Below are 26646 nucleotides of genomic sequence, written 5' to 3' on the forward strand. Positions count from 1 at the left end.
CGCGTTGAAGGGCCAGCCGACGAGGCAGGTCCGGGTTGGCGAGGAACAGCGCGCCGAACGCGTCCGCGGTGCAGTCGCCCGTCAGATGCTCGGCAGGCTCACGACGGTAGGGAGCGCCCTGTCCCGGCGGGTGGCGGGTCGCCGCGGTTGCTAGCGTCTGCCCCATGGCTGAACCCAGGGCTGACGTGCGCGTCGAGGAAGATCTGCTCGGACCGAAGGAGGTCCCGGCGCTGGCGTACTACGGGATCCACACGGTCCGGGCGATCGAGAACTTCCCCATCTCGGGGACCACCATCAACGACGTGCCGGAGATGATCCGCGGCATGGTCATGGTGAAGAAGGCCGCCGCCCTGGCGAACCGCGAGCTGCGGGCCGTGCAGCGCGACATCGCGGACGCCATCGTGGGCGCCTGCGACGAGATCCTCGTCAAGGGCCGGTGCCTCGACCAGTTCCCGATCGACGTGTTCCAGGGCGGTGCCGGCACCAGCGTCAACATGAACACCAACGAGGTGGTCGCCAACCTCGCGCTGGAGCTCGCGGGCTTCCCCCGGGGCCGCTACGACGTCATCAACCCGAACGACCACGTCAACAAGTCGCAGTCCACCAACGACGCCTACCCCACCGGCTTCCGGCTCGCCGTGCACGCCCTGGTCAGCTCGCTGACCATCGCGGTCCGACGGCTCTCCCGGGCGTTCGACGAGAAGGCCTCGGAGTTCGCGGACGTCGTCAAGATGGGCCGCACGCAGCTCCAGGACGCCGTGCCGATGAGCCTCGGACAGGAGTTCGCGGGCTTCTCCGTGAACGTCGCCGAGGAGGTCAAGCGCCTCAGCGTCGCCGCTGACCTGCTCCTGGAGGTCAACCTCGGCGCCACCGCCATCGGCACCGGCCTCAACACGCCGCCCGGCTACCCCAAGGTCGCGGCCCGGCGCCTCGCCGAGGTGAGCGGGCTGGCCACGGTGCCCGCGGAGAACCTCGTCGAGGCCACCTACGACAACGGCGCCTACCTCGCCGTGCACTCGGCCGTGAAGCGCCTCGCCGCCAAGCTGTCCAAGATCTGCAACGACCTGCGCCTGCTGTCCTCCGGACCGCGCGCGGGGCTCAACGAGATCAACCTGCCCGAGCTGCAGGCGGGGTCGTCGATCATGCCCGCCAAGGTGAACCCGGTGATCCCCGAGGTGGTCAACCAGGTCTGCTTCAAGGTGATGGGCAACGACGTGACCATCACCCACGCGGCGGAGGCGGGCCAGCTCCAGCTCAACGTCATGGAGCCGGTGCTCGCGGAGTCGATGTTCGAGTCGATCCGGCTGCTCACCAACGCGTGCAACGCGCTGCGCACCAAGTGCGTCGTCGGGATCACCGCGAACCCGGAGGTCACGCGCGCCCACGTGCTCGGCTCGATCGGCATCGTCGCCTACCTCAACGAGGTGATCGGCCACCACCACGGCGACAAGGTGGGCAAGGAGGCCGCGGTCACCGGCCGGTCCGTGCGGGACGTCGTCGTAGCGCGCGGCCTGCTCAGCGCCGAGGAGGTGGACGCCATCCTCACCACGGAGAACTTCCTGCACCCGCGCTATACCGGCCGGTTCTACCCGCCCGACGAGCGTGGCATCCCGCCGGTCGACGAGGAGGGCGGGTCGTCCCACGTCGTGGAGTCGGACAACGCCGGCGGGGCGCCGTCCGACCCCGACCCTGACCACGAATCGGCGCACGAGTCTGAGCCGGGTGGGGCTGCCTAGCTGTACTGACCCGGGACCGTGGCCACCGAGCGCCCGTCCGGCGGCGCACGTCGAACAGCTCCGACATGAACCCGGACCGGGCCACCAGCATCGCGTCGTAGCAGATCGTGAAGATGAGCATCAGAGCGACCCAGGTCGGGAGGTAGCCGCCGACGTTCGGCCCGATGCTGGGCGAGCATCGCGGGGTCACACGTCGTCGGCGGTCGACGGGCACCTGATCCAGAGCGGCTTCGGATCAGGCTCGACGACGACCCATCAGCAGGAGGGTGAGGAACAGCATCACCGAGCCCGCCCCTCAGCTCGTCGTGCGTCAGTCGGCCGCGCCCAGAAGAGGCTGAGCCGCGCGCGGCGGTTCTGTTCACGACGCGGGCGTGCGCTCCAGCAGGAACAGCCGCACCACCCGGCCGGAGTCCCGCTCGTAGGCGCGGTAGCCCGGCCACTGCGCCTCGATGCGCGCCCACGCGGCGTCCCGCTCGGCGTCGTCCTCGATGGGTGTGGCCCGCACGTCGAACCGCCGGCCGCGGATGCTGACGGCCGCGTCCGGGTGCGCGAGCAGGTTGTACGTCCAGGCCGGGTGCCGGCCCTGCGCGAAGGCCGTGCCCGCCACGACCAGCCGCCCCGCGCCGACGGGCGTGTACATCAGGTACGTGTCGCGCGGCTCCCCCGACCGTGCGCCCGTCGTGTGCAGTACCAGCGACGGCACCAGCACCGCACTGAGCTGGAACCGGCCGCGCGTGAGCCACGCCAGCGCGCGCTCGACGGGTGGCAGCACGACCGGCCCTGCCGCCCGGAACGCGCGCGTGCGCGTCAGCGGTGCGACGGCGGACCGGACGACGTGCAGCAGGGTGGCCATGCCCCCATCCTGACCGGGGCACGGCCACCCTGCTCGCGACTCGCTCTCCGACCCAGCCCTCCGATCTCGCTATCCGAGGGTGGACGTCACGACCCGAGGGCGGACGTCACGACCCGCGGGTCGGCGGCCGTCACCTCGTAGGTGTCGCCCGAGACGACGAGCGTCGCGCGCGGCGTCGCGGTGCCCGGCACGTCGCGCTTCTCGGACCGGCGCGCGCTGGTGATCGCGCCCCCCGTGGCGTGCTGCACGTCCTCGGCCTCGACGTCGGGCGTGGCGGCGGCGTGCGACCCGACCCACACCTCGACCTCGCCCGGCTCGACGACGCGCACCAGTCGTCGGTCGGAGAACGCGAGCCGCGTGGTCGGCACCGCGAAGGTCACGACGACCGACTCCCCCGGCTCCAGCGACACCCGGCGGTAGGCGAGCAGCTGCGCGACGGGGCGGGTGACGGAGCCGAGCACGTCCCGGCCGTAGAGCTGCACGACGTCCGCGCCGGCGACCGTGCCGGTGTTGGTCACCCGGACGGCGGCGGCGAACGTGCCGCCGGCCGAGACCTCGGCCTCGACCCCCAGGTCGGTGTAGGCGAACGACGTGTACGACAGGCCGAAGCCGAACGGTCGCAGCGGCGTCGAGTCGGTGGAGGTCACGTCGGAGGGCCCGCCCAGCACGGGGTGCAGGTACGAGTACGGCTGCGCCCCCGCCGACCGCGGCAGCGAGACGGGCAGCCGCCCGGAGGGGTTCACCGCGCCGGCGACGGCCCGGGCCACCGCCGTGCCGCCCTCCTCGCCCGGGAAGAACGCCTGCAGCACGGCCCCGGGCCGACGGTCGCCGTCCAGCGCCCAGTCGATCGCGTAGGGGCGCCCGCTGAGCACCACCATCACGACCGGCGTCCCGGTGGCCAGCACGGCCTCGACCAGCCCGCGCTGCACGCCGGGCAGCTCGAGGGACTCCGCGTCGTTGCCCTCGCCCACGGTGCCGCGGCCGAACAGCCCGGCGTGGTCGCCCACCACGACGACCGCCACGTCGGCGGACCCGGCGGCCGCGACGGCCTCGGCGAAGCCGGACGTGTCCTCGCCCTCGACGTCGCAGCCGGCGGCGTGCACCAGCTCCGGCTGCGGCAGGCCCGCGGTGCGGAACGCGCCGCCGAGCGCCTCGAACACCGTGGGGATCTCGAAGCCCTTGGGCACCTCGGGGTGGTGCGCCAGCACGTGGTTGGCGAACGAGTAGCAACCCATCAGCGCGTCGCTGCGGTGCGCGTTCGGCCCGACGACGGCGACGCGCGACGGCGCGGCGCTCCACCCGGACAGGGGCAGCAGGTCGTCGTTGGTCAGCAGCACTACCGACTCCTCCGCGAGGCGGCGCGCGACGTCGCGGTGCGCGGGCGAGTCGAGGTCGACCTGCGCCGGCGGCTCGCCGGCGAAGGCGTCGTCGTCGAGCAGCCCGAGCTCCTCCTTCTGGGCGAGAGCGCGCAGCACTGCGCGGTCCACGTAGCGTTCGTCCACCCGGCCCTCGCGGACGAGGGCCGCCAGCGGCTCGAGGTACGCGTCGCCGGACGGCAGCTCGATGTCGAGCCCCGCCTGGAGGGCCTGGGCGGCGGCCTCGCCGCGGTCGGCGGCGACCCGGTGCATCACCTCGAGGAACGCCACGCCGAAGTAGTCCGCCACGACGGTGCCGTCGAAGCCCCACCGCTCCCGCAGGATCCCGGTGAGGTACTCGGCGCTGGCGTGCATCGGTACGCCGTCGACGTCCACGTACGACGCCATGATCGACCGCACGCCGCCGTCCAGCACGGCCATCTCGAACGGCGGCAGGAAGACGTCGGCCATCTCGCGCGGGCCGGCCGAGACCGGGGCGTGGTTGCGCCCGGCGCGCGAGGCCGAGTAGCCGGCGAAGTGCTTGAGCGTCGCGTGCACGCCGGCGCCCTGCAGCCCCCGCACGTACGCGGTGCCGACCGTGCCGACGAGGTACGGGTCCTCGCCGATGCACTCGTCCACGCGCCCCCAGCGCGGGTCGCGTACGACGTCGAGCACCGGGGCGAGGCCCTGGTGGATGCCGAGCTCGCGCATCGAGTCGCCGATGACGCGGCCCATCTCCGCCACGAGCTCCGGGTCGAACGTCGCCCCCCACGCCAGCGGCGTCGGGAAGGTCGCGGCCTTCCAGGCGGAGAGCCCGGTGAGGCACTCCTCGTGCACGAGGGCGGGGATCCCGAGCCGCGTCTCACGACGCAGCCGCTGCTGCTCCGCCCACAGCCACGCCGCCCGCTCGGCCGGGTCCACCGGCCGCGTGCCGTACACCCGGGTGTAGTGGCCGATGCCGTGCCGCGTGACCTCCTCGAGCCGACCGCCGTCGCCGACCCCCATCTCGCCCTGCATGGGCGCGACGACGTCGCCGCCCTTGTCGAGCCAGTAGCCGGCCAGCTGCGCGAGCTTCTCGTCGAGGGTCATCCGGGCGTGCAGCGCGCGGACGCGCTCGGACACCACGGGCAGCTTCGGCAGCTCCGGCGCCGTGGGGACAGGGTGGGTCACGTGCTCTCCTTGGGTCATCCCTTCACGGCTCCCTGCAGGCCGTTCACGATGCGCTTCTGCATCGCGAGGAAGAACACCAGCGCAGGGATCATCGCCAGCGTCGTGAAGGCGAACACGCCCGCGGTGTCCGCCGAGTGCTCCGAGGAGAAGTCGGCGACGCCGAGGGGCAGCGTCCGCATGTCGCCCTGCAGCAGCAGCAGCGGCAGGAGGTAGGCGTTCCAGGAGCCGACGAACGCGAGCACGCCCACGGTCACCATCCCCGGCCCGGACAGCGGCAGCAGGATCCGCCAGAAGAACCCGATCCGGCTGGCGCCGTCGAGCTGCGCCGCCTCCTCGAGCTCGGCGGGCAGCGCCTTGAGGAAGGGCCGCAGGATCACCACCGTCATCGGCAGCGCGAACGCCGCCTGCGGCAGGGCCACACCCCACCAGGTGTTCCCCATCTGGTAGTTCTGCGTGATCAGGATGAACAGCGGGATGATCGCCACGGTGGCGGGGAACAGCAGCCCGATGACGAACACCATGAACAGCGCCTCGCGCCCCTTGAAGCGGTACCGCGCGAGGGGGTAGGCGGCCATGATGCCGAAGACGACGACCACGGCCGTGGTGAGCACCGCGATGATCGTGGAGTTGAGGAAGTAGCCCCAGAACGGCGAGCCCGGGGACAGCACGCCCACGTAGTTGGACAGCACCCACGGGCTCGGCAGCCCGGCCGGGTCCTCGGCGAGCTGCGCGTTGGTGCGGAACCCGCCGAGCACGCCGTACAGCACCGGCCCGAGGGTCACGGCGACCACCACGAGGGAGATCGCGTACACGAGCGCCTTGCGTCCCCGCCGGTTGAGCCTGTCGAAACCCGCGTCTCGTCGGGCTCGACCAGCGGTCGTGGCCGGGGACGTCGTGACGGCGCTCATCGGTCGTCCTCCTGAGTGTCGCGGCGCAGCACGACGCGCTGGTAGACCAGCGCGAGCACCAGCGCGATGACGAACAGCACCACCGACGCGGCGCCGGCGATGCCGAAGTTCTGCCGCTTGGTGCCCTCGTTGACCAGGAACGTGGCCATGGTGGTGGTGGCGTTGGCGGGGCCGCCGCCGGTGAGGATCCACACCATGTCGAAGAGCTGCAGCGAGCCGATCATCGACAGGAAGCCCCAGGTGCGCATGGTCGGCCCCAGCAGCGGGATCGTGATCCGGCGCTGCACCTGCCACCAGGTCGCGCCGTCGAGCTGAGCGGCCTCGTAGAGCTCCCCGGGTACGCCCTGCAGGCCTGCGAGGAACAGGATCACGGCCAGCCCGAGGTACTTCCAGGTCAGCACCACGAGCACGGTCCACAGGGCGTACTCGGGGGTGCCGAGGAAGCCCTGCTCCGGCCCGTGCAGGCCGACGGCGGCGAGCATCGAGTCGATCACGCCGTACTGCGGCTGCAGCAGCTGGAACCACACGACGCCCGCGATGACCTCGGCCAGCACGTACGGCACGAAGATGATGGTGCGCAGCAGCCCCTGGCCCCACATCTTGCGGTTGAGCAGCAGCGCGATCGCCAGGCCGAGCGGCAGCTGCAGCAGGATCGAGCCGACCACGATGATGAGGTTGTGCACGACGGCGTCCGTGAAGACCTCGCTGGTCAGCACGGAGACGTAGTTCCGCAGGCCGACGAAGTCGACCATCGGGCCGAAGCCCTTCCACTTGTACAGCGACATCTGCACGGCGGTGGCGATGGGGACCACGATGAACGCGACCAGCAGGGCGAGAGCAGGTGTCACGAAGAAGGCGATCTCCGCCCGCTTGCGCCACGCCCCTGCCTGGCCGCGACGCTCCGGACGGCGGTCCGCCGACCGTGCCTGGGCACGGCCGGCGGACCGGACCGCGGTCTCCGTCATCGGTCGGTCACTGGTCCGCTTCCGCGGCGGACTGCACCGCGTCGACCACGTCCTGCGGCGTCGCCTTGCCGGCGAACTGCAGCGCGATCGCGTCGTTCATCGCGCCACCCACGGAGGTCCCGAGCAGCGTGTCGAGGTAGAGCTGGATCTCCGGCGCGGAGTCCCGCACCCTGAGCAGCTCGGCCAGCGCGGCGTCGGAGACGGACGCGGACGCCGTCGGGTTGGTCGGCAGGCCCATGTCCAGCTCGGCGAAGCCCTGCTGCACGTCGTCGCTCAGCAGGTACTGCGCGAACTCGACCGCTACGTCGGGCGAGTCGTTCGACACCGCCCACGCGTCGCCGCCGCCCATCTGGGCGAACTCGGTGCCCTGCTGGCCGGGGATCGACGGGTACGGGAACCAGCCCGTGTCGTCGCCCAGGCCCGTGCCGTCCTCGGTGAGGCCCTGCATGACGCCGGGCTCCCAGTGGCCGGCGAGCTCCATCGCGACCTTGCCGCTGGCGAGCAGGCCGGACGCCGACGTCGGGCCCGTCTGCGACGCGGTGGTGAGGAAGCCCTTGTTGAAGGGCTCGGTGGCGAGCAGCTCGTCGAGCGTATCGCCCGCCTTGACGAAGCACGGGTCGGAGTAGTCCACGTCCGCGATGGCGGAGTCGAGCGTGTCCGCGGAGCACTGCCGGATCACGTTGTAGTACCAGTAGTGCGCGGCGGGCCACTTGTCGCCGGCGCCCACGGAGACCGGCGTGATGTCGGCCGCCTCGAGCTTGTCGAAGGTGTCGTACAGGTCGGCCATCGTGGTGGGGGTCTGCGTGATCCCCGCCTTCTCGAAGAGCGACTTGTTGTACCAGAAGCCGACGACGCCGATCGAGAAGGGCAGCGCGTACGAGGCGCCGTCCACCTGGAACCCGGGCATGTACGGCTCGAGGGTGCCGATCGTGTCCGCGGCGGGCTCCGAGATGTCCTTGAGCAGCCCGGCCTCCACGTGGTCGGCGAGCTCGCCGCCGCCCCGCTCCATGAACACGTCGGGCGAGTCGCCGGCCTGGAAGGCGGCGTCGAGCTTGGTGAGCATGTCCTCGTGCTGCATGGCGCTGACCTCGACGGTCACGCCCTCGTGCGCCGCCTCGAAGTCTGCGGCGACCTTGTCGTAGTACTCCTTGCCGTCGCCGGTGTTGGAGTTGTGCCACCAGGTGATGGTGCCGCCGTCGGCGCTGGCGGTGTCGTCGTCGCTCTGGTTGCCCGCGCCTTGGCCGGCGCAGGCTGCGCCCAGGAGCGCCACGGTGGTCCCGATCGCGACCGCGGTGGCGCCGCGCATGATCCTCGTCCTCGTCATCATCGATCCCTTGTCTTCGTCGACGGGCACGGCAGCGACGCTGCCGCGAGGTGGGTGAGTGCCTGAGCACGAGACTGGCAGGCCGGGCGGCGCTTCGTCAATCGTTGTCGATAACGATTTCGACATCTCACCTGCCCGGGCTCGACGACGGGGACGCGGCGGGGTGACCGGCGTGGGCATGCCGCATACTGTCGACTCGTGAGCACCGCCGCCGACCCGCCCGCCGCGGGCGCCCCCACCCCCGTCGTCGGGCGGGTGACCATCTCCGACGTGGCACGCGTCGCCGGCGTCTCGGTGGCCACCGTGTCCAAGGTCGTGAACAGCAGGTACGGCGTCTCCCCGAGCACGTCGAAGCGCGTGCTCGCCGTGGTGGAGGAGCTCGGGTACGAGTCGTCGCTCGTGGCCCGCAGCCTGCGCCGCACCAGCACCAACGTCATCGGGGTGCTCGTCGCCGAGTTCGAGCCGTACTCCACGGAGCTGCTCAAGGGCATCTCGGCGGCGGTCGACGGCACCGGGTACGAGCTGCTCGCCTACGCCGGGCGCACCGACGGCGGCGCGCAGACCGGGTGGGAGCGGCGATCGCTCTCCCGGCTCGCCGGCACGCTCGTCGACGCGGCGATCGTCGTGACGCCCACGATGGTGATGTCCGCCGACTCGCCGGTCCCCGTCGTCGCCGTCGACCCGCACACCGGCCCCGAGGGCACCCCCACCGTCGACTCCGACAACACCACGGGCGCCCGCGAGGCCGTGGAGCACCTCATCGACCTCGGGCACCGGCGCATCGCCCACCTCGGCGGACGCGCCGACCTCGAGTCCGCGCGCCTGCGCGAGCTGGGCTACCGCCAGGCGCTCGCCGGCGCGGGGATCCCCGTCGACCCGCTGCTGATCAAGGTCGGCGGCTACCGGCCCGACCTCGCGGACGCCCCGGTGCGCTCCCTGCTCGACCCGACCCGTTCCGACCGGCCCACCGCGGTCTTCGCCGCCAACGACCTGTCCGCCATCCACGTCCTCGAGGTGGCGCAGGAGCTCGGGCTGCGGGTGCCCGAGGACCTCTCCGTGGTCGGCTTCGACAACATCCCCGAGTCGTGGAGCAGCACTCCCCCGCTGACCACCGTCGCGCAGCCCATGCACCGCATGGGCGCCGAGGCCCTGCGGATGGTGCTCGACCTCCTCGACGGCACCGCCCGCGAGCGCCACCTCCGGCTCCCGACGTCGCTCGTCGTCCGCGCCTCGACCGCACCCCCCGCCGAAGTAGTCCCGAATCCCGCGAGGTAGTTCGGATCTCCGCGAGGTAGTCCGAGCCTCGGCGAGGTAGTTCAGTCGACGACGAAGGTCGCGGCGTCCGGGAACATCACCGGCGGCGCGTCGACACCGCAGAACCCGAGGTAGCTGCCGGCGAAGTCGCCGTCCGGGTGCTCGGGGTCGACGGCGATCGTTCCGTTCGAGTCCGCCACCGTGCCTGTGGCGGTGAAGCGGTCTCCGCCCCGGCCGCCGGCCTGGAGCGACGCCCCGCCGGGGAGCGTGATCGTGGAACTCCTGCTCGAGTCACCGGACGCGACGGCCTCCGTGCCCTCCGGCCAGAAGACCACGTGCTCGACGCCGTCGATGTCCACGACGAGACAGCCGTTGGTGAGCGCCCGCAGCTCACCGGAGAGCGGCGCAGGCTCGTCACGGAAGTACGGTCGTAGCTCGGGTTCGTCGAGGGCCTGGACCTGGGGCGTGTCGAATCCCAGGACCTGGTCGTCGAGGGCGTCGTCGTCGGCCAGCTCGCAGCCGACGAGCAGCACCAACGACGCCAGGGCCACGCCGCCCGGCCACCCGCCACGGGTCCACATGCCGGGAGCGTAGGCCTGCGAGTCAGCGCTGGCGACCGTGCCGGCGCTCGGGCTCCCGGGGGGCGCGGCGCGCGAGGTACCGGCTGCGCAGCCGCACCAGGACGAACCACAGCACCAGCAGCCCGATGACCACGAGCACGCCGTTGGAGATGATGCCGCTCCACTGCTCCAGCACGGGCTCGATGGCGGGGCCGAACGCGTAGCCGAGGCCCACCCAGATGCCGTTCCACACCCCGGACCCGATGGCGGTGTAGAGGGTGAACGACCAGAACGGCATGCGCTCGATGCCCGCGGGGATGGAGATGAAGCTGCGCACCAGCGGCACGCAGCGGCCGAGCAGCACGGCGACGCGGCCCCACTTCGCGAAGAAGGCCTCCGCCTTGTCGAAGTCCGAGCCGTCCATGAGCGGGATCGCGTCGACGATCGCGCGCGTGCGGTCCCGGCCGAGCAGCAGGCCGAGGAGCCACCAGATCCACGCCCCGACGACGGCGCCGACGGTGGCCGCGAGGATCGCGAGCCAGGCGTTCATGTGCCCGGCGTACGCGAGGAAGCCCGCACCGGGCAGCACGGCCTCCGACGGGATCGGCGGAACGAACGTCTCGATGAGCACGGCCGCGCCCACGCCGACCTCGCCGAGCGTGACCATCAGGCCGAGCACCCAGCCGATGAAGCCGTCGTACCCCTGGGTCGGGTCGGTGGTCGCCGCGGCCACGGCGCTCACGACGCCGTTCACAGGGCGGTCCCGGCGTCGAGCGCGGCACGGGTCGCGGCGACCACGTCGGGGTCGGTGACGTCGTACCCGCCGGTGCCGCCGCCCCCCGGGCCGCCGTCGGCGACCACGGTGCGTCGTGCGGAGAGGTGGACGGCGTCGACGCCGGCCGCGACGAGGGCGGGCACGTCCTGCACCCGCACGCCGCCGCCGGCCATGATCTCGACGCCGAGCGACCGGCCGCGCTCCGCGAGCGCGGCGAGGACGTCCAGTGCCTCCCACGCCCGGGGCGCGCCGCCGGAGGTGAGCACGCGCCGCACACCGGCGGCTGCCAGGGTCTCCAGCACCTCGACGGGGCGGCCCACCTGGTCGATGGCCCGGTGGAAGGTCACGTCCGCACCGCCGGCCGCGACGACGAGCGCCGCGAGGGTCGACGCGTCGACGTCGCCGGCCTCGGTCAGCGCGCCGACCACGACGCCCGTCGCGCCGGCGTCCAGCACGGCACGGACGTCGCGCACCTGCACGTCCACCTCGTCGGGCGTGCAGACGAACCCACCGGCGCGGGGGCGCACGAGGACGTGCACGCCGACGCCCGTGCCCCGCAACGCGTCCGCCACGGCGGCGACCATGCCCGTCGACGGCGTGAGCCCGCCCGTGCCCGCGAGGGCCGCGCACAGCTCGAGGCGGTCGGCGCCGCCCTCCGCGGCGACGCGCGCACCGGCGACGTCCTGCACGGCGATCTCGAGGGCGACGGCCCGGTGAGCAGGGCTGACGGGCTCGGGGACGGGTTCCGTCGAGGGGGCGGCAGTCACGGCGGCGAGTCTACGGGGGCACGCGTGTGCGCGATCGGTGCAGCCTGTGACGGCGCGGTGGTGACCACTCGGTGGTAACTACTCGGTGGTGACTACTCGGTGGTGGCGGCGTCGGGGCTCGGCGGGCGTCGGTGGCAGGATCTCCGGGTGCCCTCCTACCGCGTGAGCCTCGCCATCGGTCTGCTCCAGCCGGGCGTCGGCCCGGCCGATGTGCTGCCCGCGGCCGCCGACGCGGCCCGTGCGCTCGCCACCGTCGAGGCGTACGACGTCGGCGTGGTGCGCGGACGCGCACGCATCACGGTGCGCTTCACCGCGGACGACGACGACGTCGCGCACCAGGTCGCCGACGCCGTCCAGGACGGGGTCGACCCGCTGGCGGACACGTTCGGGGGCACCCTCACCCGGCGCTGGGGCAACCGCTGGCAGCCTGCCTGACCGCCCCCTTCCCTGCCGAACAGGCGGTTGACACCGTAATCCGCCGCTCGTGGCCCCGATAACGGTGTCAACCGCCTGTTCGGCCGTCCTCTCGAACCAGCGTGGCCGGGTCCCGAGGAGGTCAGTACCGTGGGGCCCATGACCTCCTCCCCCGTCGATCCCACCACCACGGCCTCCTGGGGCGACCTGTACGGCCACTACCAGGAGTTCCGGGGCGACCTGCGCGGGTGGTTCGCTGCCGACCCGGAGCGCGCCGAGCGGATGACCCACGTCGCCGGCGACCTGCACGTGGACCTCTCGAAGAACCTCGCGACCGACGAGACGCTGGACCTGCTGGTCCGCCTCGCGCACGAGGTGCGCCTGCCCGAGCGCATCGAGGCGATGTTCACCGGCGACCACATCAACGTCACCGAGGACCGCGCCGTGCTGCACACGGCCCTGCGCCGGCCGCCCGGCACGCAGCCGCCGCTGGTCGTGGACGGGCAGGACGTCGACGCCGACGTCCAGGGGGAGCTCGACAAGGTCGCCGCCTTCGCCGACGAGGTCCGCTCGGGCGCGTGGACGGGCGTCACCGGCAAGCCCGTGCGCACGGTGGTGAACATCGGCATCGGCGGCTCCGACCTCGGGCCGGTCATGGTCTACGAGGCGCTGAAGCCCTACGGCCGCGCGGACCTCGAGGTGCGCTTCGTCTCCAACATCGACCCCACCGACATCGCGCAGAAGACGGCGGACCTCGACCCCGAGACCACCCTCTTCATCGTGGCGTCCAAGACGTTCGGCACGCTCGAGACCCTCACCAACGCCCGGCTCGCGCGGGCCTGGCTCTGGGAGCGCCTCATCGACGCGGGGGCGATCGAGGACGACACCGACGCGAAGCAGGCCGCCGTGCGCGCACACTTCGTCGCCGTCTCGACGGCCCTCGACAAGGTCGCCGACTTCGGCATCGACCCCACCAACGCCTTCGGGTTCTGGGACTGGGTGGGTGGCCGCTACTCCGTGGACTCCGCGATCGGGACGTCGCTGGCGATCGCCTTCGGCCCCGACGTCTTCCGCGAGCTGCTGGCCGGGTTCCGCGCCGTCGACGAGCACTTCCGCACCACCCCGCTCGAGCGCAACGTGCCCGCCCTCATGGGCCTGCTCAACGTCTGGTACGTCAACTTCCTCGGCGCCCACACGCACGCCGTGCTGCCGTACGCCCAGCAGCTGCACCGCTTCCCCGCCTACCTGCAGCAGCTCACGATGGAGTCGAACGGCAAGTCGGTGCGCTGGGACGGCTCGCCCGTGACCACACAGACGGGCGAGGTCTTCTGGGGCGAGCCCGGCACCAACGGCCAGCACGCGTTCTACCAGCTCATCCACCAGGGCACGCGGCTCATCCCGGCCGACTTCATCGCCGTCGTGAACCCCGCCTACCCGCTCGCCGACGCCGAGGGCGACGGCAAGGCCGTGTCCCCGGGCGCCGACGTGCACGAGCTGTTCCTGGCGAACTTCTTCGCCCAGACCAAGGCGCTGGCCTTCGGCAAGACGGCGGACGAGGTGCGCGCCGAGGGCACGCCCGAGGAGATCGTCCCGGCGCGCACCTTCCCCGGGAACCGGCCCACGACGTCGATCATCGCGCCCGCGCTCACGCCGTCCGTCCTGGGCCAGCTCGTCGCGCTCTACGAGCACATCACGTTCGTCCAGGGCGTGGTCTGGGGCATCGACAGCTTCGACCAGTGGGGGGTGGAGCTCGGCAAGAAGCTCGCCCTCGAGGTCGCGCCCGCCGTTGCCGGCGACGACGCCGCCCTGGCCGCCCAGGACCAGTCCACCGCCGCGCTCATCCGGTACTACCGCGACCACCGCGCCTGATCCTTACCGTCGGTCGAGCCTGTCGAGACCCGGGTTTCGACAAGCTCAACCAGCGCTGGGCACCTGGCCCTTGACGTCGTCGTACTCGGCCTGGTTGGGCAGCTCGCCCGGCGCGTAGATCAGCCGCACGACGCCGGTCGGGAACGCCTCCGAGGCGAGCAGGGTCAGCGGGTAGATCGGCTCGCCCTCGTCGAAGAGCCGCTCGCCGTGCCGGGCCGCGACGGGGTGCACCAGCAGGCGCAGCTCGTCGAGGAGGCCGGCCGCGAGGAGCTGGCGGACGATCGACAGCGAGCCGGGGACCAGGATCTTCTCCACGCCGGGCTCCGCCTTCAGCGCCTCGACGGCGGCCACGAGGTCGCCGTCGAGGCGCTCGACCCCGCGCCAGCCGAGGTCGTGGTCCTGGCGGGTCGCGACGACCTTGCGCATGTCGCCGAGGCGCTTGGCGAACGCCGCGTCCTCCTCGCCGGCCAGCTCCCGCTCCGGCCAGGCGCCGGCGAAGCTGTCGTAGGTGACGCGCCCGATCAGGAGGAGGTCGGTGTCGCGGTAGTCGTCGTCGACGGCGCCCGACATGTGGTCGTCGAAGTACGGGAAGTGCCAGGCGGGGTCGATCTCGGCCACGCCGTCGAGCGAGATGAACAGGGTGGAGACGACCGAGGCCATGAGAGGTCCTTCCGGTAGGGGGTCCTAGGATCGGTGGCCATGGCAGCCCTCGACCCGAAGGCCATCCTCGCCGGGCGGCCGCCCGGTCGCCCACCGGTGGGCGCCCTCGTCACCATCGCCGTGTCGTCGCTGTGCCTCATCGCCGCGCTCGTCATGACCGCGGCGGAGGGACCGACGTTCGTCGAGGGCCTGCTGCTCGCCCTGCTGCCGCTGCCCCTGCTGCTCGCCGGCGTGCTCTCCCTGGACCGGCTCGAGCCCGAGCCCCCCGACGCGCTGGTCCTGGCCTTCCTCTGGGGCGCCGGCGTGTCCGTGCTGGTGGCGATGGCCATCAACACCGCGGGGCTCACGATGCTGTGGACGCCGCTGCTCGGCCAGGAGGAGGGGTTCGTCGCGACGGCGGTGCTCACCGCACCCGTCGTCGAGGAGACGCTCAAGGCCCTCGTCCTCGTGGGGATGCTCTGGTTCCGCCGGCACGAGCTCAACGGGCCGACCGACGGCATCATCTACGGCTCGATGGTGGGCCTCGGCTTCGCGACGGTGGAGAACATCCACTACTACACGGTCGCCGGCCCGGAGGGGCTGGCGCTGACGTTCGTGGCCCGCGGCCTCGCGTCGCCGCTGGTGCACCCGTTGTGCACCTCGCTCACGGGCATCGGGATCGCGATGGCGGCGCTCGCGCCGCGCGGCTGGTCGCGCGTCTGGCCGGTGCTGCTCGGGCTGCTGGGCGCCGTGACCTACCACGCGCTGTGGAACGGCGCCGCGTCGGCCGGCGTCGGCCCGACGATCGCCGTCTACGTCCTGGGCCTCGCCGTCCTGGTCGGGCTGCTCACCGTCGTCCGCGCGGACCGGGCCCGCATCGTGGCGCTGATCGGCCGCTACCTGCCCCCGTACGCGGCGGCCGGGGTCGTGACCCCGTCGGACGTCGTGATGCTGTCCTCGCTGCCGGCGCGCCGGCGGGCGCGCGAGCAGGTCCGCGCCGCGGGCGGCCCGGGCCCCGCCCGCGCCCTGCGCGACTACCAGCAGGCGGCCACCGAGCTCGCCATGCTGCACCGTCGCGCCGAGCGCGGGCTGGTGGACCGGCCCCGGTTCGAGCTGCGTCGCGGGCCCCTGCTGCTGCTCATGCACGCGGCGCGGCAGGTGTTCGAGCCCCTGCGGCGCCCGCCCCGCTGAGACCGAGGGCGATCACCGCGCCCACCGTGAGGTGCTCCAGCATCAGCAGCACCATGGCGCCGCCGTTGGCGGCGCCCAGCGGGCCGAGCAGCGACACCAGCAGGACGACGGCGCACAGCACCAGCCAGGCCCGTCGCCCGCCGCTCCGCGTGCGGAACAGGAGCGCCCGGACCCCCCAGCCTGCCAGTGCCGTCGTCATGCTCGCGGCCACGACGAGCGAGATGACGACCTCGAGGGTGCCCGACCCGGCCCGCACCTGCGGGTCGACGCCCAGCAGCATCCCGACGAGGTACACGAACGAGCCCGTGAGCATCGCGGCCACCACGACCTTCGTCGGGCGGTTCCACCGCCCACGCGGCGTCCTCGTGCCCGACGGCGTGGTGCTCCGCGTGTTCCGATGAGTCCTCGGTGTCTCCGTCGCGCCCATGGTCTCGTCCCCTCCTCTGCCGGCTCCCTGCCGACACGACGAGACTCCCGCGCACCGGGCATACACCGCGCCCTCCCGCGGTCGGCAACCGGCACACCCTGCGGCGCCCCCACCCCCGACCTTGGTCGGTGTCGCGGGCACACACGCCGCCGTAGCGTCCCGGTCATGACCACCTCCGGCACCACCCCGACCGCGGCGCGGCCCCGCCCGACTCCTGGCGGCTGGGCGACGAGCGACCCGTGCCCGCCCCCCAGCGACGGCCCGCCACCCGCCCCGCGCAGCCTCCTCGTGATCGCATGGGCGCTGATCGCCATGCTCACGGCGGCATCGACGGCCGCCGTCGTGACCTCGGTCCCCGGGCCCGGCGCGATCCTGGCGGCGGTGCCGAAGGTGCCCGCGGCCGTCGACATCGCCGTGGCGGTGGCCGCGGTCGCGATCGTGCCGCTGCTGTTCACACGGCGCAGCGTCGTCGCCGCCGTCGCGCTCGCGATCCTCGCGGCGGCCTCCGGGGCGGCCACCCCGGCCGCGACGGTGGGGACGCTGCAGGTCGCGCGCTGGTACCCGGTGCGGACGGCGATCCCCGTCGCGGCGGCGGGCGTCCTCGGGCACGCCGTGCAGGCGCTGTGGCGGCCGGTGAGCCTGCCCATCGGCTGGTGGCTGCTGTGCGACGTCGCGGTGCACGCGGCGCTGCTCGGCTGGGGCGCCTACGGCCGGGAGCGCGCGCTGGTGGTGTGGTCGCTGCGCGACCGGGCCCGCCGGGCGGAGGCCGATCAGGAGCGGCGCCTGACCGAGGCGCGCACCGCCGAGCGCACCCGCATCGCCCGCGAGATGCACGACACGCTGGCGCACCGGCTCTCCCTGCTGGCAGCCACGGCGGGGGCCCTGGAGTACCGGCCGGACGCGGACCCGGCGCAGGTCGCGGCGGCGGCCGGGCGGGTCCGCTCGGGCGTCAGCGACGCCCTCGAGGACCTGCGCCAGGTGATCCGCCTGCTGCGCGCCGGCCCCGACGACCTCGGCCCGGTGCCCGGCCTGGACGACGTGCGCCGGCTGGTCGACGACGCCCGCGCCGCCGGGGGCGACGTGCGGTTCGAGCGCACGGGTGACCTCCGGCCGGACGCCGCACCGCCCGCCGGCGTGGCGACCGCGGTCTTCCGCGTGGTGCAGGAGGGGCTCACCAACGCCCGTCGGTACGCGCCGGGGGCGGGCGTGCGCGTGACGGTCGCGACGACGCGCCATGACGAGATGCGCGGCGAGGTGCGCGTGCGCGTGGCCGACGACGGGGCCACCCGCGGCGGCCCGACGACGGGGGCGGGCACGGGGACCGGCCTCGTCGGCCTGCGCGAGCGGGCCACGCTCCTGGGCGGCACGCTCGCCGCCGGGCCGGAGGCGTCGGGCGGCTTCGCGGTGGAGGCGTGGCTACCGTGGGGCCCGTGACCACCCCTGACAGCACCGGCGCCGGCACGGACGCGAACCTTGACCCCGCCGGCACGGTCCGGCTCGTGCTCGTGGACGACGACGCCCTCGTCCGGGCGGGCCTGCGCCTCATGCTCGACGGCGCGGACGGGGTGCGCGTGGTGGCCGAGGCCGCCGACGGCGCGGACGTCCCCGCCGTCCTCGACGCCCACCCGGCCGACGTCGTCCTGATGGACCTGCGCATGCCCGGCGTCGACGGCATCGCCGCTACGCGGCGGGTGCGCGCCCGCCCCTCGCCGCCGGCCGTGGTCGTGCTGACCACGTTCGACACCGCCGAGGAGGTCGGCGGAGCGCTGCGTGCCGGCGCAGCCGGCTACCTGCTCAAGGACATGCCACCCGCCCGGATCGCCGCCGCGGTCCGCGCGGCGGCCGCGGGCGAGCCCGTGCTGGCGCCGGACGTGGCGCGGCGGCTGATGGACGCCGTGGCCGGGTCGGGCGGGACGCGCGAGCGGGCCCGCGCGGCGCTGGCGACCCTCACCGGGCGGGAGCGGGACGTCGCCGTCGAGCTCGGCCGCGGCGCGTCGAACGCGGACATCGCCGCGCGCCTCTACCTCAGCGTCCCCACCGTCAAGGCCCACGTGTCGAGCGTGCTGGTGAAGCTGGGGCTGGAGAACCGCACGCAGGTGGCGCTGCTCGTGCACGACGCCGGCGCCTAGTCCCTCAGACCTCTGCCCTCTGCCCTCAGACCTCGACCCGCGGCACGAGGTCCTCGGCCCCCGGCGCGAGGCCGAGGAACTCCGCCACCCGGGCGGACGCCGGGGCGCGCAGCAGCACGTCGGGGGCGTCCAGCTGCAGCAACCGGCCGGCGTCCATCACCGCGACCCGGTCGGCCACGGTGAACGCCTCGTCGTGGTCGTGCGTGACGAAGACGGCGGTGGTGCCGGTGGCGCGCAGCGTGTCGCGGACGTCCACGGCGAGCCGCTCGCGCAGCCGGCGGTCCAGGGCGGACAGCGGCTCGTCGAGCAGCAGCAGCCGCGGTCGCGGGGCGAGCGCGCGGGCCAGTGCCACCCGCTGCTGCTCGCCACCCGACAGCGTCGCGACGGACCGGCGCTCGTAGCCCGCCAGACCCACGTCGGCGAGCAGCTCGGCGACGCGCGCCGACCGCTCGGCCCGCGGCACGCCCTGCGTCTCGAGCCCGTAGGCCACGTTGCGGGCCACGTCGCGGTGCGGGAACAGCTGGCCGTCCTGGAAGAGCAGGCCGAAGCCGCGGCGGTGCACGGGCACGCCGGCGAGGTCCTCGCCGTCGAACGCGACGCTGCCGCCAGCGAGCGGCTCCAGCCCGGCGACCGCGCGCAGCAGCGACGACTTGCCGCAGCCGCTCGGCCCCAGCAGGGCGACGATCTCCCCCGCCGCCACGTCGAGCGACACCCGGTCCACGGCGACGGCCCCCGCGCGTCGGCGCGTCGCGCCGTACCGCACCTCGGCGTCGCGCACGGCCAGCCCGCCCGGCGCCCCCGGGGTCGCCTCGTTCGCGTGCCCCATCAGAACTCCCCTCCCGGCCGGTCGCCCCGCAGGCGCTCGGCCACCATCATGACGGTCGCGGTGAGCACGGCGAGCACCACGGACGCCGCGAGCGCCATCCCGTAGTTCTCGGCCCCGGGCCTCCCGATCAGCCGGAAGATCACCACCGGCAGCGTCGCCGTGTCGGGGCGGGCGAGGAACGACGTCGCGCCGAACTCGCCCAGGGACACGGCGAAGGCGAAGCCGATCGCGAGCCCCAGCGACCGTGCCCCGAGCGGCCCGTCCACGGTGCGCAGCACGCGCCCCGGCGTCGCGCCCAAGGCGGCGGCGGCCTCGCGCAGCCGCGGGTCGATCGCGCGCAGCACCGGCAGCATCGTGCGCACCACGAGGGGGATCGCCACCACGGCCTGCGCGATCGGCACGAGGGCGCCCGACGTGCGCAGGTCGACGTCGAGCCCGAGCGGCCGGTCCAGCGTGATCAGGAAGCCGAACCCCACCGTCACCGCGGACACGCCCAGCGGCAGCATGAACGCCGCGTCGAGGACGCCGATGCCCCGCCGCAGCCCCGCGCGGCGAGGGCGGCGGGAGACGACCAGGGCCACGAGCCCGCCCACGACGACGGCGATCACAGCCGCCCACGCCGCCGTCCGCAGGGAGTTGCCGAGCGCCTCCCACACGGTGACTGTCAGGGCGTTGCGGCCCCCCGTGGTGCCGAGCGCCAGGTAGTTGTCGAGCCCCCAGGAGCCGTCGGCCGTCCGCAGGGAGCGGGCGACGAGCCCCGCCACGGGCAGCACCAGCAGCCCGGCGACCACGACGACGGTCGCGACGGCGGGGGCGAGGTCCGCGCCCGCGCGCAGGCGCAGCCGGTGGGCGGACACCCGGTCGCTCGTCAGGTGCAGCGCGCGCTCGCGCCGGGACCGCGCGCGCGAGCTGACCAGCAGGGCCCCGGCCACCACCACGAGCTGGAGGACGGACAGCACGGCGGCCGAGCGCAGGTCGAGGAACTGGGTGGTCCGGGTCCAGATCTCCGTCTCGATGGTGCCGTAGCGCAGGCCGCCGAGCACGAGGACGACGCCGAACGCCGTCGCGCAGAACAGGAACACCACTGCGGCGGCCGACGCGATCGCCGGCCCGAGGGCGGGGAGGGTCACGGTGCGGAACGCCCGCCACGGCGTGGCGCCGAGCGCGCGGGCGGCCTGCTCGGCGCGCGGGTCCAGCCGCTCCCACATACCGCCCACGGTGCGCACCACCACCGCGTAGTTGAAGAAGACGAGCGCCAGCACGATGCCGGCGAAGCTCTCCTCAAGCCCGGCCCAGCCGAGCAGCCCGCCGGGCGCGAAGAGCGCGCGGAACGCGACGCCCACCACCACGCTCGGCAGCACGAACGGCACGGTCACCAGGCCGCGCACCAGCGTGCGCCCGGGGAACCGGCACCTGTACAGCACGTACGCGCCGGGCAGGCCGAGCAGCAGCGACAGCACCGTCCCCGCGACCGCCTGGGCGAGCGTCTGGCCGACGATGCGCCACGTGCGCTCCTGCGACAGCACGTCCGCGAAGCCGGACAGGTCCAGCACCCGGCCCGCCGCGGTGTCCGTAAAGAATCCCTGCAGGACGAGCGAGACCACCGGCCAGGCGAAGAAGACCGCGAGGAAGCCCATCGGGAGCGCGACCGCGGCGCCCCAGCCGAGCCACACGCGCCACCGGTGGGCGCGCGGAAGCGACGCCCGGGACGAAGGGCGCGCGACGGGACGCGTTGCCGGGGCGGGCGGCCGCGTCAGCCGACGACCGTGGCCGTCCACTGCTCGATCCACTCGTCGCGGTGCTCGGCGACGTCGGCGGGCGCCACCTCGAACGGTTCGTCGGCCAGAGGCGCGAACTTCTGCCACTCGGCGGGCAGCTCGACGCCCGGGTCGGCCGGGTACATGTACATCTGGCCTGGCACGTCGGCCTGGAACTCGCTCGTGGTGAGGAAGTCGACCAGCTGCTGCGCGCCCTCCGGGTTCTCGGCCCCCGCGAGCACGCCCGCGTACTCGACCTGCCGGAAGCAGGTGTCGAGCATGGCGCTGGTGGTCGAGGACTTCCCGTCCTCGGACACGGTGAACGCCGGCGACGTCGCGTACGACAGCGCGATCGGCCGCTGCCCGCCCTCTCCCGCGCCGGAGAAGTCCACGTAGTACGCGTCCTCCCAGCTCTCGGCCACCTTGACGCCGTTGTCACGCAGGTCGGCCCAGTAGCCCTGCCAGCCGTCGGTGCCGAACGCGCCGATCGTGGCGAGCAGGAACGCCAGCCCGGGCGACGAGGTGGCGGGGTTCGTCACCACGGTCAGGTCCGCGTACTCGGGCTTCGTGAGGTCCTCGAGCGTCTCCGGCGGGGTGACGTCGTGCTCGGCGAACCAGCCGTCGTCGAGGTTGAGGCACACGTCGCCCACGTCGATCGGCGTGAGCGTGCCGGCCAGGTCGTCCGGCGCGTACGCCGCGACCTGCGGGTCGAGGTCAGCGGGCTGGTATGGCTCGAAGACGCCCGCCTCCACCGCGCGCGACGCGAACGAGTTGTCCACCCCGAAGACGACGTCGCCCAGCGGCGCGTCCTTGGTGAGCACCAGCTGGTTGACCAGGGTGCCGGCGTCACCAGGCGCGACCTGCTCGACAGTGAGGCCGGACTCCTTCTCGAACGTGGCCAGGACGTCGTCGGAGACGGCGAACGAGTCGTGGGTCACGAGCGTCACCGTGCTGTCGTCCCCACCGCTCGCCGCGCCACCGCCGGCCTCGCCTGCCCCGCAGGCGGCGAGCAGTGGCAGCAGCGCGACCACGGCGAGGCCCGCCGTCGTGCGTGTCCTCGTCCGCTCGCGGCCCGCCGGGAGCGGGCGCTGCGCGCTGTGGGTCATGGTTCCTCCTCAACGGTCGAGAAGGGGGTCCTGCGGGCGCTGGGCGTCGTCGTGGCGCGGATGCCCGCAGGGATCGAGAATCCCGACTTCCTCCACCGGTGCTAACCGGGTCAGGTTCGAGGGTCTGCGGCGGTCCGCACTCTCAGCGCCGTGGCGCTCCCCTGTCGTATCACCACGAGCCTACACACCCGCGCCGCGCTACCGTGGTGCCGTCCGCGTCGACGGGGTGTGATGTGCCTGACGTGCCACGACGCCCCTGCACGCGCCACGATCACGCACCGAGAACGCACGAGAGAACGAACCGAGGAGGCCACGTGGCAGACACCGAGCAGCCGATCGCGGTGAAGGTCGGCACGGTCGTGCTGACGATCGCCGCCGGATGGATCGCACAGAAGCTCATCGGGGTGGTCTGGGAGAAGGCCACCGGCAGCGCGGCACCCACCAACGTGGACGACGACGAGATCTCGGTCGTCCAGGCGGTGACGTTCGCGGCGGTCTCGGGAGGCGTCGCGGTCTTCGCCAAGCGGCTGGCCCGCAAGGGCGCGGTGCGCGCGGCCGGGCGCTTCGTGCACAGCGCCTGACGACGGCGCCTCCGCGGGTGCAGCCGCTCAGCGGCTCGCCCGCGGGCGACGCCTCGCGAGCTGCGCGTCGTGGCCGTGCGGGCGGTCCACCAGGTGCACGGCGGCGAGCGCGCGGCTGAGCCGGTCCGCGGCGTCCTTCGCGGGCGGCGCGGACCGGACCACCTCCGCCGCCGTGAGCGCCGCGTCGCCGTCGCCGTCGCCGTCGCCGACGGGTCGCGCGAGCTCCTTCATGACCTGTTCTCCGGCCGACTGCGCGGAGGTGCCGACCTGGGCGCCGGCGTCCGCCAGCACCTCGGTGGCCACCGCCTCGTCCACCCCGCAGACGGCCATGATCGCGCCCTTGGCACGCTCCGAGGCGGCCGCCGCGACGAACGCGCGCGAGACGGCCCGGTGCGCGTCGCGGTCGAGCGCGACGCGGACGACGGGGCTCGCCTCGATCACGTACCCCACGAGCTGTGACGCCGCGCCGTCCGTGCCGTGCCGCGCCTGCCCCGTGACGACGACGGTGTGCGTACGCCCGTGGTCGTCCACGATGCGGTGCCCGCCCGCGAACGGGCGGCCCGTGCCGAGCGCGACCACCGCGGTGCGCGACAGCCGCTCCCGGTCGTCGGGATGCAGGTGGGCGCGCAGCACCTCGGGCCCCGGCGGGATCGTCCCGGGCTCGCGGCCGAAGATCCGGTAGACCTCGTCGGACCACCACCACGCCCCCGTGGCGACGTCGACCCGATACTGGCCCACGAGGAGCTGGCTCCCGGCCCCGAGCAGCTCCGCGAGCGCGACCAGCTCACGGCGCGGGGAGTCGTGCGGAGTCCTGTGCGTCGACATGGGCTCACCCCCGATCCGTGCTCAGGGTCGGGCTCGCAGATCTCCTGGCTCCCCCACCGTACCGGGACACGGCAGCACCGCCACCGGACGGCCCGGGGTGGTGAGGGCACGTGGCCCGGTTTCCCCAGGAACCGGCCCACGATCTCACCCACGGCCCAGGGGGTCGGGTGACCGCGCGGGGCCGCGGGTGTCGTACCGGCGGGTGCGCCTCCCTGTGCTTCAGACCTGGTTCAGACGGCGGGCGTCGCGACCGCGGGATCGACGGGCGCGGCAGCCGTCTCCTCGGCGACGGCCTTACGGTGCTCGCGGAACGAGTACACGATCGCCCCGGCCCAGCCGACGGCGATGAGGCCGAGCACGATGCCGCGCACGGCGCCGTCCACCGGGAACGAGTCCAGGTTCATCAGGGTGCGCGCGTTGGTGAGGACGATGATGCCGCCAACGGCGGAACCCAGGACCCGCGGCGGGACCAGCCGCACGAGCCAGGCGGCGATGGGGGCCGCGATCAGGCCGCCGATCAGCAGCGCCAGCGCCCACGAGGGGTTGATGCCGGCGACACCGAGGCCGAACAGGAAGCCGAGGCTGGCGGCGACCGCCACGAAGAACTCGCTGGTGTCGATCGAGCCGATGACCTTGCGCGGCTCCATCCGGCCGCTCGCGAGGATCGCGGGCGTCCCGACCGGGCCCCAGCCGCCGCCACCCGTGGCGTCCATGAAGCCGGCCACGAGCCCGAGCGGAGTGAGGAACCGCTTGCGCAGCGGCTGCCCGAGGCGGTCGGTGCGCAGGCCGCGCAGCGTGAAGCGCAGCAGCACGTAGACACCGAGGCCGAGCAGCAGGATGGACATGAGCGGCCCCGCGATCTCGGTCGAGAGCCACGAGAGGAACGTCGCGCCGGCGAATGCCCCGATCGCGCCGGGGATGCCGATCTTGACCACGACCTTCCAGTCGACGTTGCCGAAGCGCCAGTGCGACGCGCCCGAGGCGAGCGTCGTGCCGACCTCGGCGAGATGCACCGTCGCCGAGGCGGCCGCGGGGTTGGTGCCGATCGCGAGCAACAGGGTCGTCGAGGTCACGCCGTAGGCCATGCCCAGGCTGCCGTCTACGAGCTGCGCGCCGAGGCCTACGAGTGCAAGGAGCACGAGAGTCCGCACGGGTGTTCCCTCCGTCGGCACGGCAGCCGGTCCACCGCGACCTATGCGAACTTACCCGATCGGTCCGATCGGATTCAACGGGTCTCGCTGATTTGTCCGTACCGTGAGACACGCTGGAGGCGCCCGGATCGTCAGGCCTTCATGTTGCGGTGGGGCGACGTCAGGGGTTGAGCCAGGCGGACTCGCCGTCCGTGAGCTCCCGCACGACGTCGGGCAGGCTTCTGGCCGCCAGGTCCGCCAGCGTCACCTGCTCGAGGACGGCCCGTACGTTGACCCGGAGCGCCACCCAGACGTGCAGCAACGCGGCCGCCGCCCCCGAGTACTCGAGATCGGAGGGGCGCGCGTCGCGCACGAAGACGAGCGGCCCGTCCACGGCCCGCACCACGTCGGCGACGGTGACGTGATCTGCCGGGCGTGCGAGAACATACCCTCCGCCGGCCCCCCGACGGCTCGCGACGATCCCCTCGCGACGCAGATCGCCGAGGATCGCCTCGAGGAAGCGGTGCGGCACCTGCTGCGCCCGGGCTAGCGCCTCGGCGGGCACCGGACCGTCGTCGACGGAGGCCGCGAGCTCGGCCGCCGCCCGCACCGCGTAGTCCGCCTTGGCGGAGATCCTCATCGCCCGGCGCTCTCCGTCGGGGCAGCGAGCCGCGCCCCTTCGAGCAGCCGGCCGACCGCCCGGGCCGAGGCCGCGAACGAGCCGGTGAGCGGGAGCTCCGGAAGGATGACCGCCTGCGCTGCGTGGTAAATGTCCGGCTTGCCGACCCAGGTGCGCCCCGACGGCAGGTTGTCGCTGCCGAGCTCGTGGAACCAGGAGCCCTGGCCGTGGTCCACCAGGTGGGCGTCGATCCAGGCCCACCACTCGTCGGCGAGGCCGGAGAAGCGGTCGTCGCCGGTGGTTCGGTGCAGCACGTCGGCCGCCGCGGCGGCCTCGGCGGCCACCCAGTGGAAGCGGCGCGGCTCGACCGCCCGCCCCGTCCAGTCGGTCGTGTAGACGAAGCCGCCGCCCGACGGGTCCCAGCCGTCGGTCACGGCGCGCTCGAACAGGCTCCGCGCCGCGTCCGCGCGCGTGCCCTCAGCCCCGGCCGCGACGTCGACCTGCAGCAGCAGTCGGGACCACTCGAGCCCGTGCCCCGGCGTCGCGCCGTAGGGCTTGAACGGGTCGTGCGGCCGGTCGGCGTTGTACTCGAGCTGGGGCTGCCAGGACGAGTCGAAGTGCTCGGGGATGCGCCAGTCGTTCGACGACGCCCATCCGATGACGCGGTCGGCGATCGTCGCCGCCCGGTCGAGCCACCGACGCTCCCCGGTGGCGTCATGGGCGGCCAGCAGCGCCTCGACCGAGTGCATGTTGGCGTTCACGCCCCGGTACGGGTCCACGACCGCCCAGTCGCGCGAGCGCTCGTCCAGGTGCAGCTGGTGCTCCGCCTCCCAGAACTCCCCGTCCAGCACGGACAGCGCGCGCTCGAGCAGCGGCTCGGCTCCGGTGATCCCGGCCAAGGTTCCCGTCGCTCCCGCGAGGACGACGAACGCGTGGCCGTACGCCTGCTTGGTCCCGTCGACTTCGTCGGCTCCGGGGCCGCGAGAGGCCACCCAACCGCCGTGCTCGGCATCGGCGAGCACGCGATCCAGACCCGCCACGCCCCGCTCCGCGACATCCCCGGCGCCCTCGACGCCCAGCAGGTGCCCCAGGCCGAACGTGTGCGTCATGCGGGAGGTGATCCACGTGTGCGTGGGCTGGGTGGCGTCCACCGCGCCCGCATCGTCGAGCCAACCCGCCGCGCCGTCGGCGCCGACGGACGGCTGGGCGAAGTCCAGGAGGGACAAGAAGTGGTCAGCGCGCCACGACGACGTGGGGCCCGCGGGAGGAAGGAAGGCAGCTCCGGTCACCCGGTGAGCCTATCGGCCGGTGCCGCGACGGCGAAGCGTCGCCCGCCACGTGCCGTGCTACGGGGCCGCTCCTGTATCGGGGTACGCGAAATGTATCGGGGTACGCGAAAGGCCCACCCCGGGTCAGGGGTGGGCCTCTCGTGAATAGATGTCCGGCGGCGTCCTACTCTCCCACCC

The 26646-nt window shown here is 73.6% G+C and carries 25 protein-coding genes and 1 riboswitch; of the genes, 8 read left to right on the forward strand and 17 right to left on the reverse strand.

The window, feature by feature from the left end:
• Positions 1 to 164 precede the first annotated feature (164 nt).
• Positions 165 to 1736 carry an aspartate ammonia-lyase gene (gene aspA, locus AC1C2V_RS18315; protein ID WP_495391078.1) on the forward strand — a complete coding sequence of 524 codons (1572 nt, stop codon included), beginning with the start codon at positions 165 to 167 and terminating at the stop codon, positions 1734 to 1736.
• A gap of 358 nt (positions 1737 to 2094) precedes the next feature.
• On the opposite strand, the gene AC1C2V_RS18320 is transcribed toward aspA, so the two are convergent.
• The 5 genes from AC1C2V_RS18320 to AC1C2V_RS18340 form a co-directional block, all read right to left on the reverse strand.
• On the reverse strand, positions 2095 to 2589 hold the full coding sequence (locus AC1C2V_RS18320) for a nitroreductase family deazaflavin-dependent oxidoreductase (protein WP_495391079.1): 495 nt from the start codon (positions 2587 to 2589) through the stop codon (positions 2095 to 2097).
• 86 nt (positions 2590 to 2675) lie between these two features.
• Positions 2676 to 5114 carry a beta-xylosidase/alpha-l-arabinosidase gene (locus AC1C2V_RS18325; protein WP_495391080.1) on the reverse strand — a complete coding sequence of 813 codons (2439 nt, stop codon included), beginning with the start codon at positions 5112 to 5114 and terminating at the stop codon, positions 2676 to 2678.
• Between the two features lie 14 nt (positions 5115 to 5128).
• The gene (locus AC1C2V_RS18330) at positions 5129 to 6022 is read right to left on the reverse strand and encodes a carbohydrate ABC transporter permease (RefSeq protein ID WP_495391081.1); all 894 of its coding nucleotides are present in this window, start codon (positions 6020 to 6022) and stop codon (positions 5129 to 5131) included.
• Entirely contained in the window at positions 6019 to 6987 is a 969-nt protein-coding gene (locus tag AC1C2V_RS18335) for a carbohydrate ABC transporter permease (protein WP_495391082.1), read from the reverse strand. Before AC1C2V_RS18335 ends, AC1C2V_RS18330 begins: the two co-directional genes overlap by 4 nt.
• A 7-nt stretch (positions 6988 to 6994) precedes the next feature.
• Positions 6995 to 8311 carry an ABC transporter substrate-binding protein gene (locus AC1C2V_RS18340; protein ID WP_495391102.1) on the reverse strand — a complete coding sequence of 439 codons (1317 nt, stop codon included), beginning with the start codon at positions 8309 to 8311 and terminating at the stop codon, positions 6995 to 6997.
• A 198-nt stretch (positions 8312 to 8509) separates the two neighbouring features.
• Here AC1C2V_RS18340 and AC1C2V_RS18345 point away from each other — a divergent pair, with 198 nt between their 5' ends.
• The gene (locus AC1C2V_RS18345) at positions 8510 to 9586 is read left to right on the forward strand and encodes a LacI family DNA-binding transcriptional regulator (RefSeq protein ID WP_495391083.1); all 1077 of its coding nucleotides are present in this window, start codon (positions 8510 to 8512) and stop codon (positions 9584 to 9586) included.
• 41 nt (positions 9587 to 9627) lie between these two features.
• On the opposite strand, the gene AC1C2V_RS18350 is transcribed toward AC1C2V_RS18345, so the two are convergent.
• From AC1C2V_RS18350 to AC1C2V_RS18360, 3 genes are read right to left on the reverse strand one after another with little or no spacing between them, the layout of a single operon-like run.
• A complete protein-coding gene (locus tag AC1C2V_RS18350; RefSeq protein ID WP_495391084.1) occupies positions 9628 to 10146 on the reverse strand; it encodes a hypothetical protein in 519 nt (172 codons plus the stop codon).
• A gap of 22 nt (positions 10147 to 10168) precedes the next feature.
• Positions 10169 to 10867: a DedA family protein gene (locus AC1C2V_RS18355; protein WP_495391085.1), complete on the reverse strand. Its 699-nt coding sequence runs from the start codon at positions 10865 to 10867 to the stop codon at positions 10169 to 10171.
• Positions 10868 to 10875: 8 nt separating this feature from the next.
• Complete coding sequence (locus AC1C2V_RS18360; protein WP_495391086.1) at positions 10876 to 11667, reverse strand: copper homeostasis protein CutC; 792 nt, start codon at positions 11665 to 11667, stop codon at positions 10876 to 10878.
• A 147-nt stretch (positions 11668 to 11814) separates the two neighbouring features.
• Here AC1C2V_RS18360 and AC1C2V_RS18365 point away from each other — a divergent pair, with 147 nt between their 5' ends.
• A complete protein-coding gene (locus AC1C2V_RS18365) occupies positions 11815 to 12102 on the forward strand; it encodes a hypothetical protein (protein ID WP_495391087.1) in 288 nt (95 codons plus the stop codon).
• A 138-nt stretch (positions 12103 to 12240) separates the two neighbouring features.
• Entirely contained in the window at positions 12241 to 13950 is a 1710-nt protein-coding gene (pgi, locus tag AC1C2V_RS18370; RefSeq protein ID WP_495391088.1) for a glucose-6-phosphate isomerase, read from the forward strand.
• 45 nt (positions 13951 to 13995) lie between these two features.
• On the opposite strand, the gene AC1C2V_RS18375 is transcribed toward pgi, so the two are convergent.
• The gene (locus tag AC1C2V_RS18375; RefSeq protein ID WP_495391089.1) at positions 13996 to 14610 is read right to left on the reverse strand and encodes a dihydrofolate reductase family protein; all 615 of its coding nucleotides are present in this window, start codon (positions 14608 to 14610) and stop codon (positions 13996 to 13998) included.
• A gap of 39 nt (positions 14611 to 14649) precedes the next feature.
• On the opposite strand from AC1C2V_RS18375, the gene AC1C2V_RS18380 reads away from it, so the two are divergent.
• Positions 14650 to 15780: a PrsW family intramembrane metalloprotease gene (locus tag AC1C2V_RS18380; protein ID WP_495391090.1), complete on the forward strand. Its 1131-nt coding sequence runs from the start codon at positions 14650 to 14652 to the stop codon at positions 15778 to 15780.
• On the opposite strand, the gene AC1C2V_RS18385 is transcribed toward AC1C2V_RS18380, so the two are convergent.
• Complete coding sequence (locus AC1C2V_RS18385) at positions 15728 to 16093, reverse strand: DUF6069 family protein (protein WP_495391103.1); 366 nt, start codon at positions 16091 to 16093, stop codon at positions 15728 to 15730. The genes AC1C2V_RS18380 and AC1C2V_RS18385 overlap by 53 nt on opposite strands.
• Before the next feature lie 279 nt (positions 16094 to 16372).
• On the opposite strand from AC1C2V_RS18385, the gene AC1C2V_RS18390 reads away from it, so the two are divergent.
• Both AC1C2V_RS18390 and AC1C2V_RS18395 read left to right on the forward strand, forming a co-directional pair.
• Positions 16373 to 17641 carry a sensor histidine kinase gene (locus AC1C2V_RS18390; RefSeq protein WP_495391091.1) on the forward strand — a complete coding sequence of 423 codons (1269 nt, stop codon included), beginning with the start codon at positions 16373 to 16375 and terminating at the stop codon, positions 17639 to 17641.
• Entirely contained in the window at positions 17638 to 18336 is a 699-nt protein-coding gene (locus AC1C2V_RS18395; RefSeq protein WP_495391092.1) for a response regulator transcription factor, read from the forward strand. The genes AC1C2V_RS18390 and AC1C2V_RS18395 overlap by 4 nt, the downstream gene beginning before the upstream one ends.
• 25 nt (positions 18337 to 18361) lie before the next feature.
• Here the strand turns inward: AC1C2V_RS18395 and AC1C2V_RS18400 are convergent, their stop codons facing one another.
• The 3 genes from AC1C2V_RS18400 to AC1C2V_RS18410 all read right to left on the reverse strand — a co-directional run bounded on the left by AC1C2V_RS18400 (position 18362) and on the right by AC1C2V_RS18410 (position 22025).
• On the reverse strand, positions 18362 to 19162 hold the full coding sequence (locus AC1C2V_RS18400; RefSeq protein ID WP_495391093.1) for an ABC transporter ATP-binding protein: 801 nt from the start codon (positions 19160 to 19162) through the stop codon (positions 18362 to 18364).
• Entirely contained in the window at positions 19162 to 20799 is a 1638-nt protein-coding gene (locus tag AC1C2V_RS18405) for an ABC transporter permease (RefSeq protein ID WP_495391104.1), read from the reverse strand. Before AC1C2V_RS18405 ends, AC1C2V_RS18400 begins: the two co-directional genes overlap by 1 nt.
• Before the next feature lie 116 nt (positions 20800 to 20915).
• Positions 20916 to 22025: a thiamine ABC transporter substrate-binding protein gene (locus AC1C2V_RS18410; protein ID WP_495391094.1), complete on the reverse strand. Its 1110-nt coding sequence runs from the start codon at positions 22023 to 22025 to the stop codon at positions 20916 to 20918.
• A gap of 70 nt (positions 22026 to 22095) precedes the next feature.
• Positions 22096 to 22198: riboswitch (TPP riboswitch) on the reverse strand.
• A gap of 141 nt (positions 22199 to 22339) precedes the next feature.
• Here AC1C2V_RS18410 and AC1C2V_RS18415 point away from each other — a divergent pair.
• A complete protein-coding gene (locus AC1C2V_RS18415) occupies positions 22340 to 22606 on the forward strand; it encodes a DUF4235 domain-containing protein (protein WP_495391095.1) in 267 nt (88 codons plus the stop codon).
• 27 nt (positions 22607 to 22633) lie between these two features.
• On the opposite strand, the gene AC1C2V_RS18420 is transcribed toward AC1C2V_RS18415, so the two are convergent.
• The 4 genes from AC1C2V_RS18420 to AC1C2V_RS18435 all read right to left on the reverse strand — a co-directional run bounded on the left by AC1C2V_RS18420 (position 22634) and on the right by AC1C2V_RS18435 (position 26469).
• On the reverse strand, positions 22634 to 23431 hold the full coding sequence (locus AC1C2V_RS18420; RefSeq protein WP_495391096.1) for a PAS domain-containing protein: 798 nt from the start codon (positions 23429 to 23431) through the stop codon (positions 22634 to 22636).
• A gap of 230 nt (positions 23432 to 23661) precedes the next feature.
• Complete coding sequence (locus AC1C2V_RS18425; RefSeq protein WP_495391097.1) at positions 23662 to 24582, reverse strand: sulfite exporter TauE/SafE family protein; 921 nt, start codon at positions 24580 to 24582, stop codon at positions 23662 to 23664.
• Positions 24583 to 24742: 160 nt separating this feature from the next.
• Positions 24743 to 25201 carry an RrF2 family transcriptional regulator gene (locus AC1C2V_RS18430; protein ID WP_495391098.1) on the reverse strand — a complete coding sequence of 153 codons (459 nt, stop codon included), beginning with the start codon at positions 25199 to 25201 and terminating at the stop codon, positions 24743 to 24745.
• Positions 25198 to 26469 carry an AGE family epimerase/isomerase gene (locus AC1C2V_RS18435; RefSeq protein WP_495391099.1) on the reverse strand — a complete coding sequence of 424 codons (1272 nt, stop codon included), beginning with the start codon at positions 26467 to 26469 and terminating at the stop codon, positions 25198 to 25200. The genes AC1C2V_RS18430 and AC1C2V_RS18435 overlap by 4 nt, the downstream gene beginning before the upstream one ends.
• Positions 26470 to 26646 lie beyond the last annotated feature (177 nt).

The sequence above is a fragment of the Isoptericola sp. Y541 genome (genome assembly GCF_059445465.1).

Bases quoted from the DNA above. Each gene is read 5' to 3' on its own strand.
- aspA (WP_495391078.1), top strand. From the start codon at position 165: ATGGCTGAACCCAGGGCTGACGTGCGCGTCGAGGAAGATCTGCTCGGA.
- AC1C2V_RS18320 (WP_495391079.1), bottom strand. From the start codon at position 2,589: ATGGCCACCCTGCTGCACGTCGTCCGGTCCGCCGTCGCACCGCTGACG.
- AC1C2V_RS18330 (WP_495391081.1), bottom strand. From the start codon at position 6,022: ATGAGCGCCGTCACGACGTCCCCGGCCACGACCGCTGGTCGAGCCCGA.
- AC1C2V_RS18335 (WP_495391082.1), bottom strand. From the start codon at position 6,987: ATGACGGAGACCGCGGTCCGGTCCGCCGGCCGTGCCCAGGCACGGTCG.
- AC1C2V_RS18340 (WP_495391102.1), bottom strand. From the start codon at position 8,311: ATGACGAGGACGAGGATCATGCGCGGCGCCACCGCGGTCGCGATCGGG.
- AC1C2V_RS18350 (WP_495391084.1), bottom strand. From the start codon at position 10,146: ATGTGGACCCGTGGCGGGTGGCCGGGCGGCGTGGCCCTGGCGTCGTTG.
- pgi (WP_495391088.1), top strand. From the start codon at position 12,241: ATGACCTCCTCCCCCGTCGATCCCACCACCACGGCCTCCTGGGGCGAC.
- AC1C2V_RS18375 (WP_495391089.1), bottom strand. From the start codon at position 14,610: ATGGCCTCGGTCGTCTCCACCCTGTTCATCTCGCTCGACGGCGTGGCC.
- AC1C2V_RS18380 (WP_495391090.1), top strand. From the start codon at position 14,650: ATGGCAGCCCTCGACCCGAAGGCCATCCTCGCCGGGCGGCCGCCCGGT.
- AC1C2V_RS18385 (WP_495391103.1), bottom strand. From the start codon at position 16,093: ATGCTCACGGGCTCGTTCGTGTACCTCGTCGGGATGCTGCTGGGCGTC.
- AC1C2V_RS18390 (WP_495391091.1), top strand. From the start codon at position 16,373: ATGACCACCTCCGGCACCACCCCGACCGCGGCGCGGCCCCGCCCGACT.
- AC1C2V_RS18400 (WP_495391093.1), bottom strand. From the start codon at position 19,162: ATGGGGCACGCGAACGAGGCGACCCCGGGGGCGCCGGGCGGGCTGGCC.
- AC1C2V_RS18405 (WP_495391104.1), bottom strand. From the start codon at position 20,799: ATGGGCTTCCTCGCGGTCTTCTTCGCCTGGCCGGTGGTCTCGCTCGTC.
- AC1C2V_RS18410 (WP_495391094.1), bottom strand. From the start codon at position 22,025: ATGACCCACAGCGCGCAGCGCCCGCTCCCGGCGGGCCGCGAGCGGACG.
- AC1C2V_RS18420 (WP_495391096.1), bottom strand. From the start codon at position 23,431: ATGTCGACGCACAGGACTCCGCACGACTCCCCGCGCCGTGAGCTGGTC.
- AC1C2V_RS18430 (WP_495391098.1), bottom strand. From the start codon at position 25,201: ATGAGGATCTCCGCCAAGGCGGACTACGCGGTGCGGGCGGCGGCCGAG.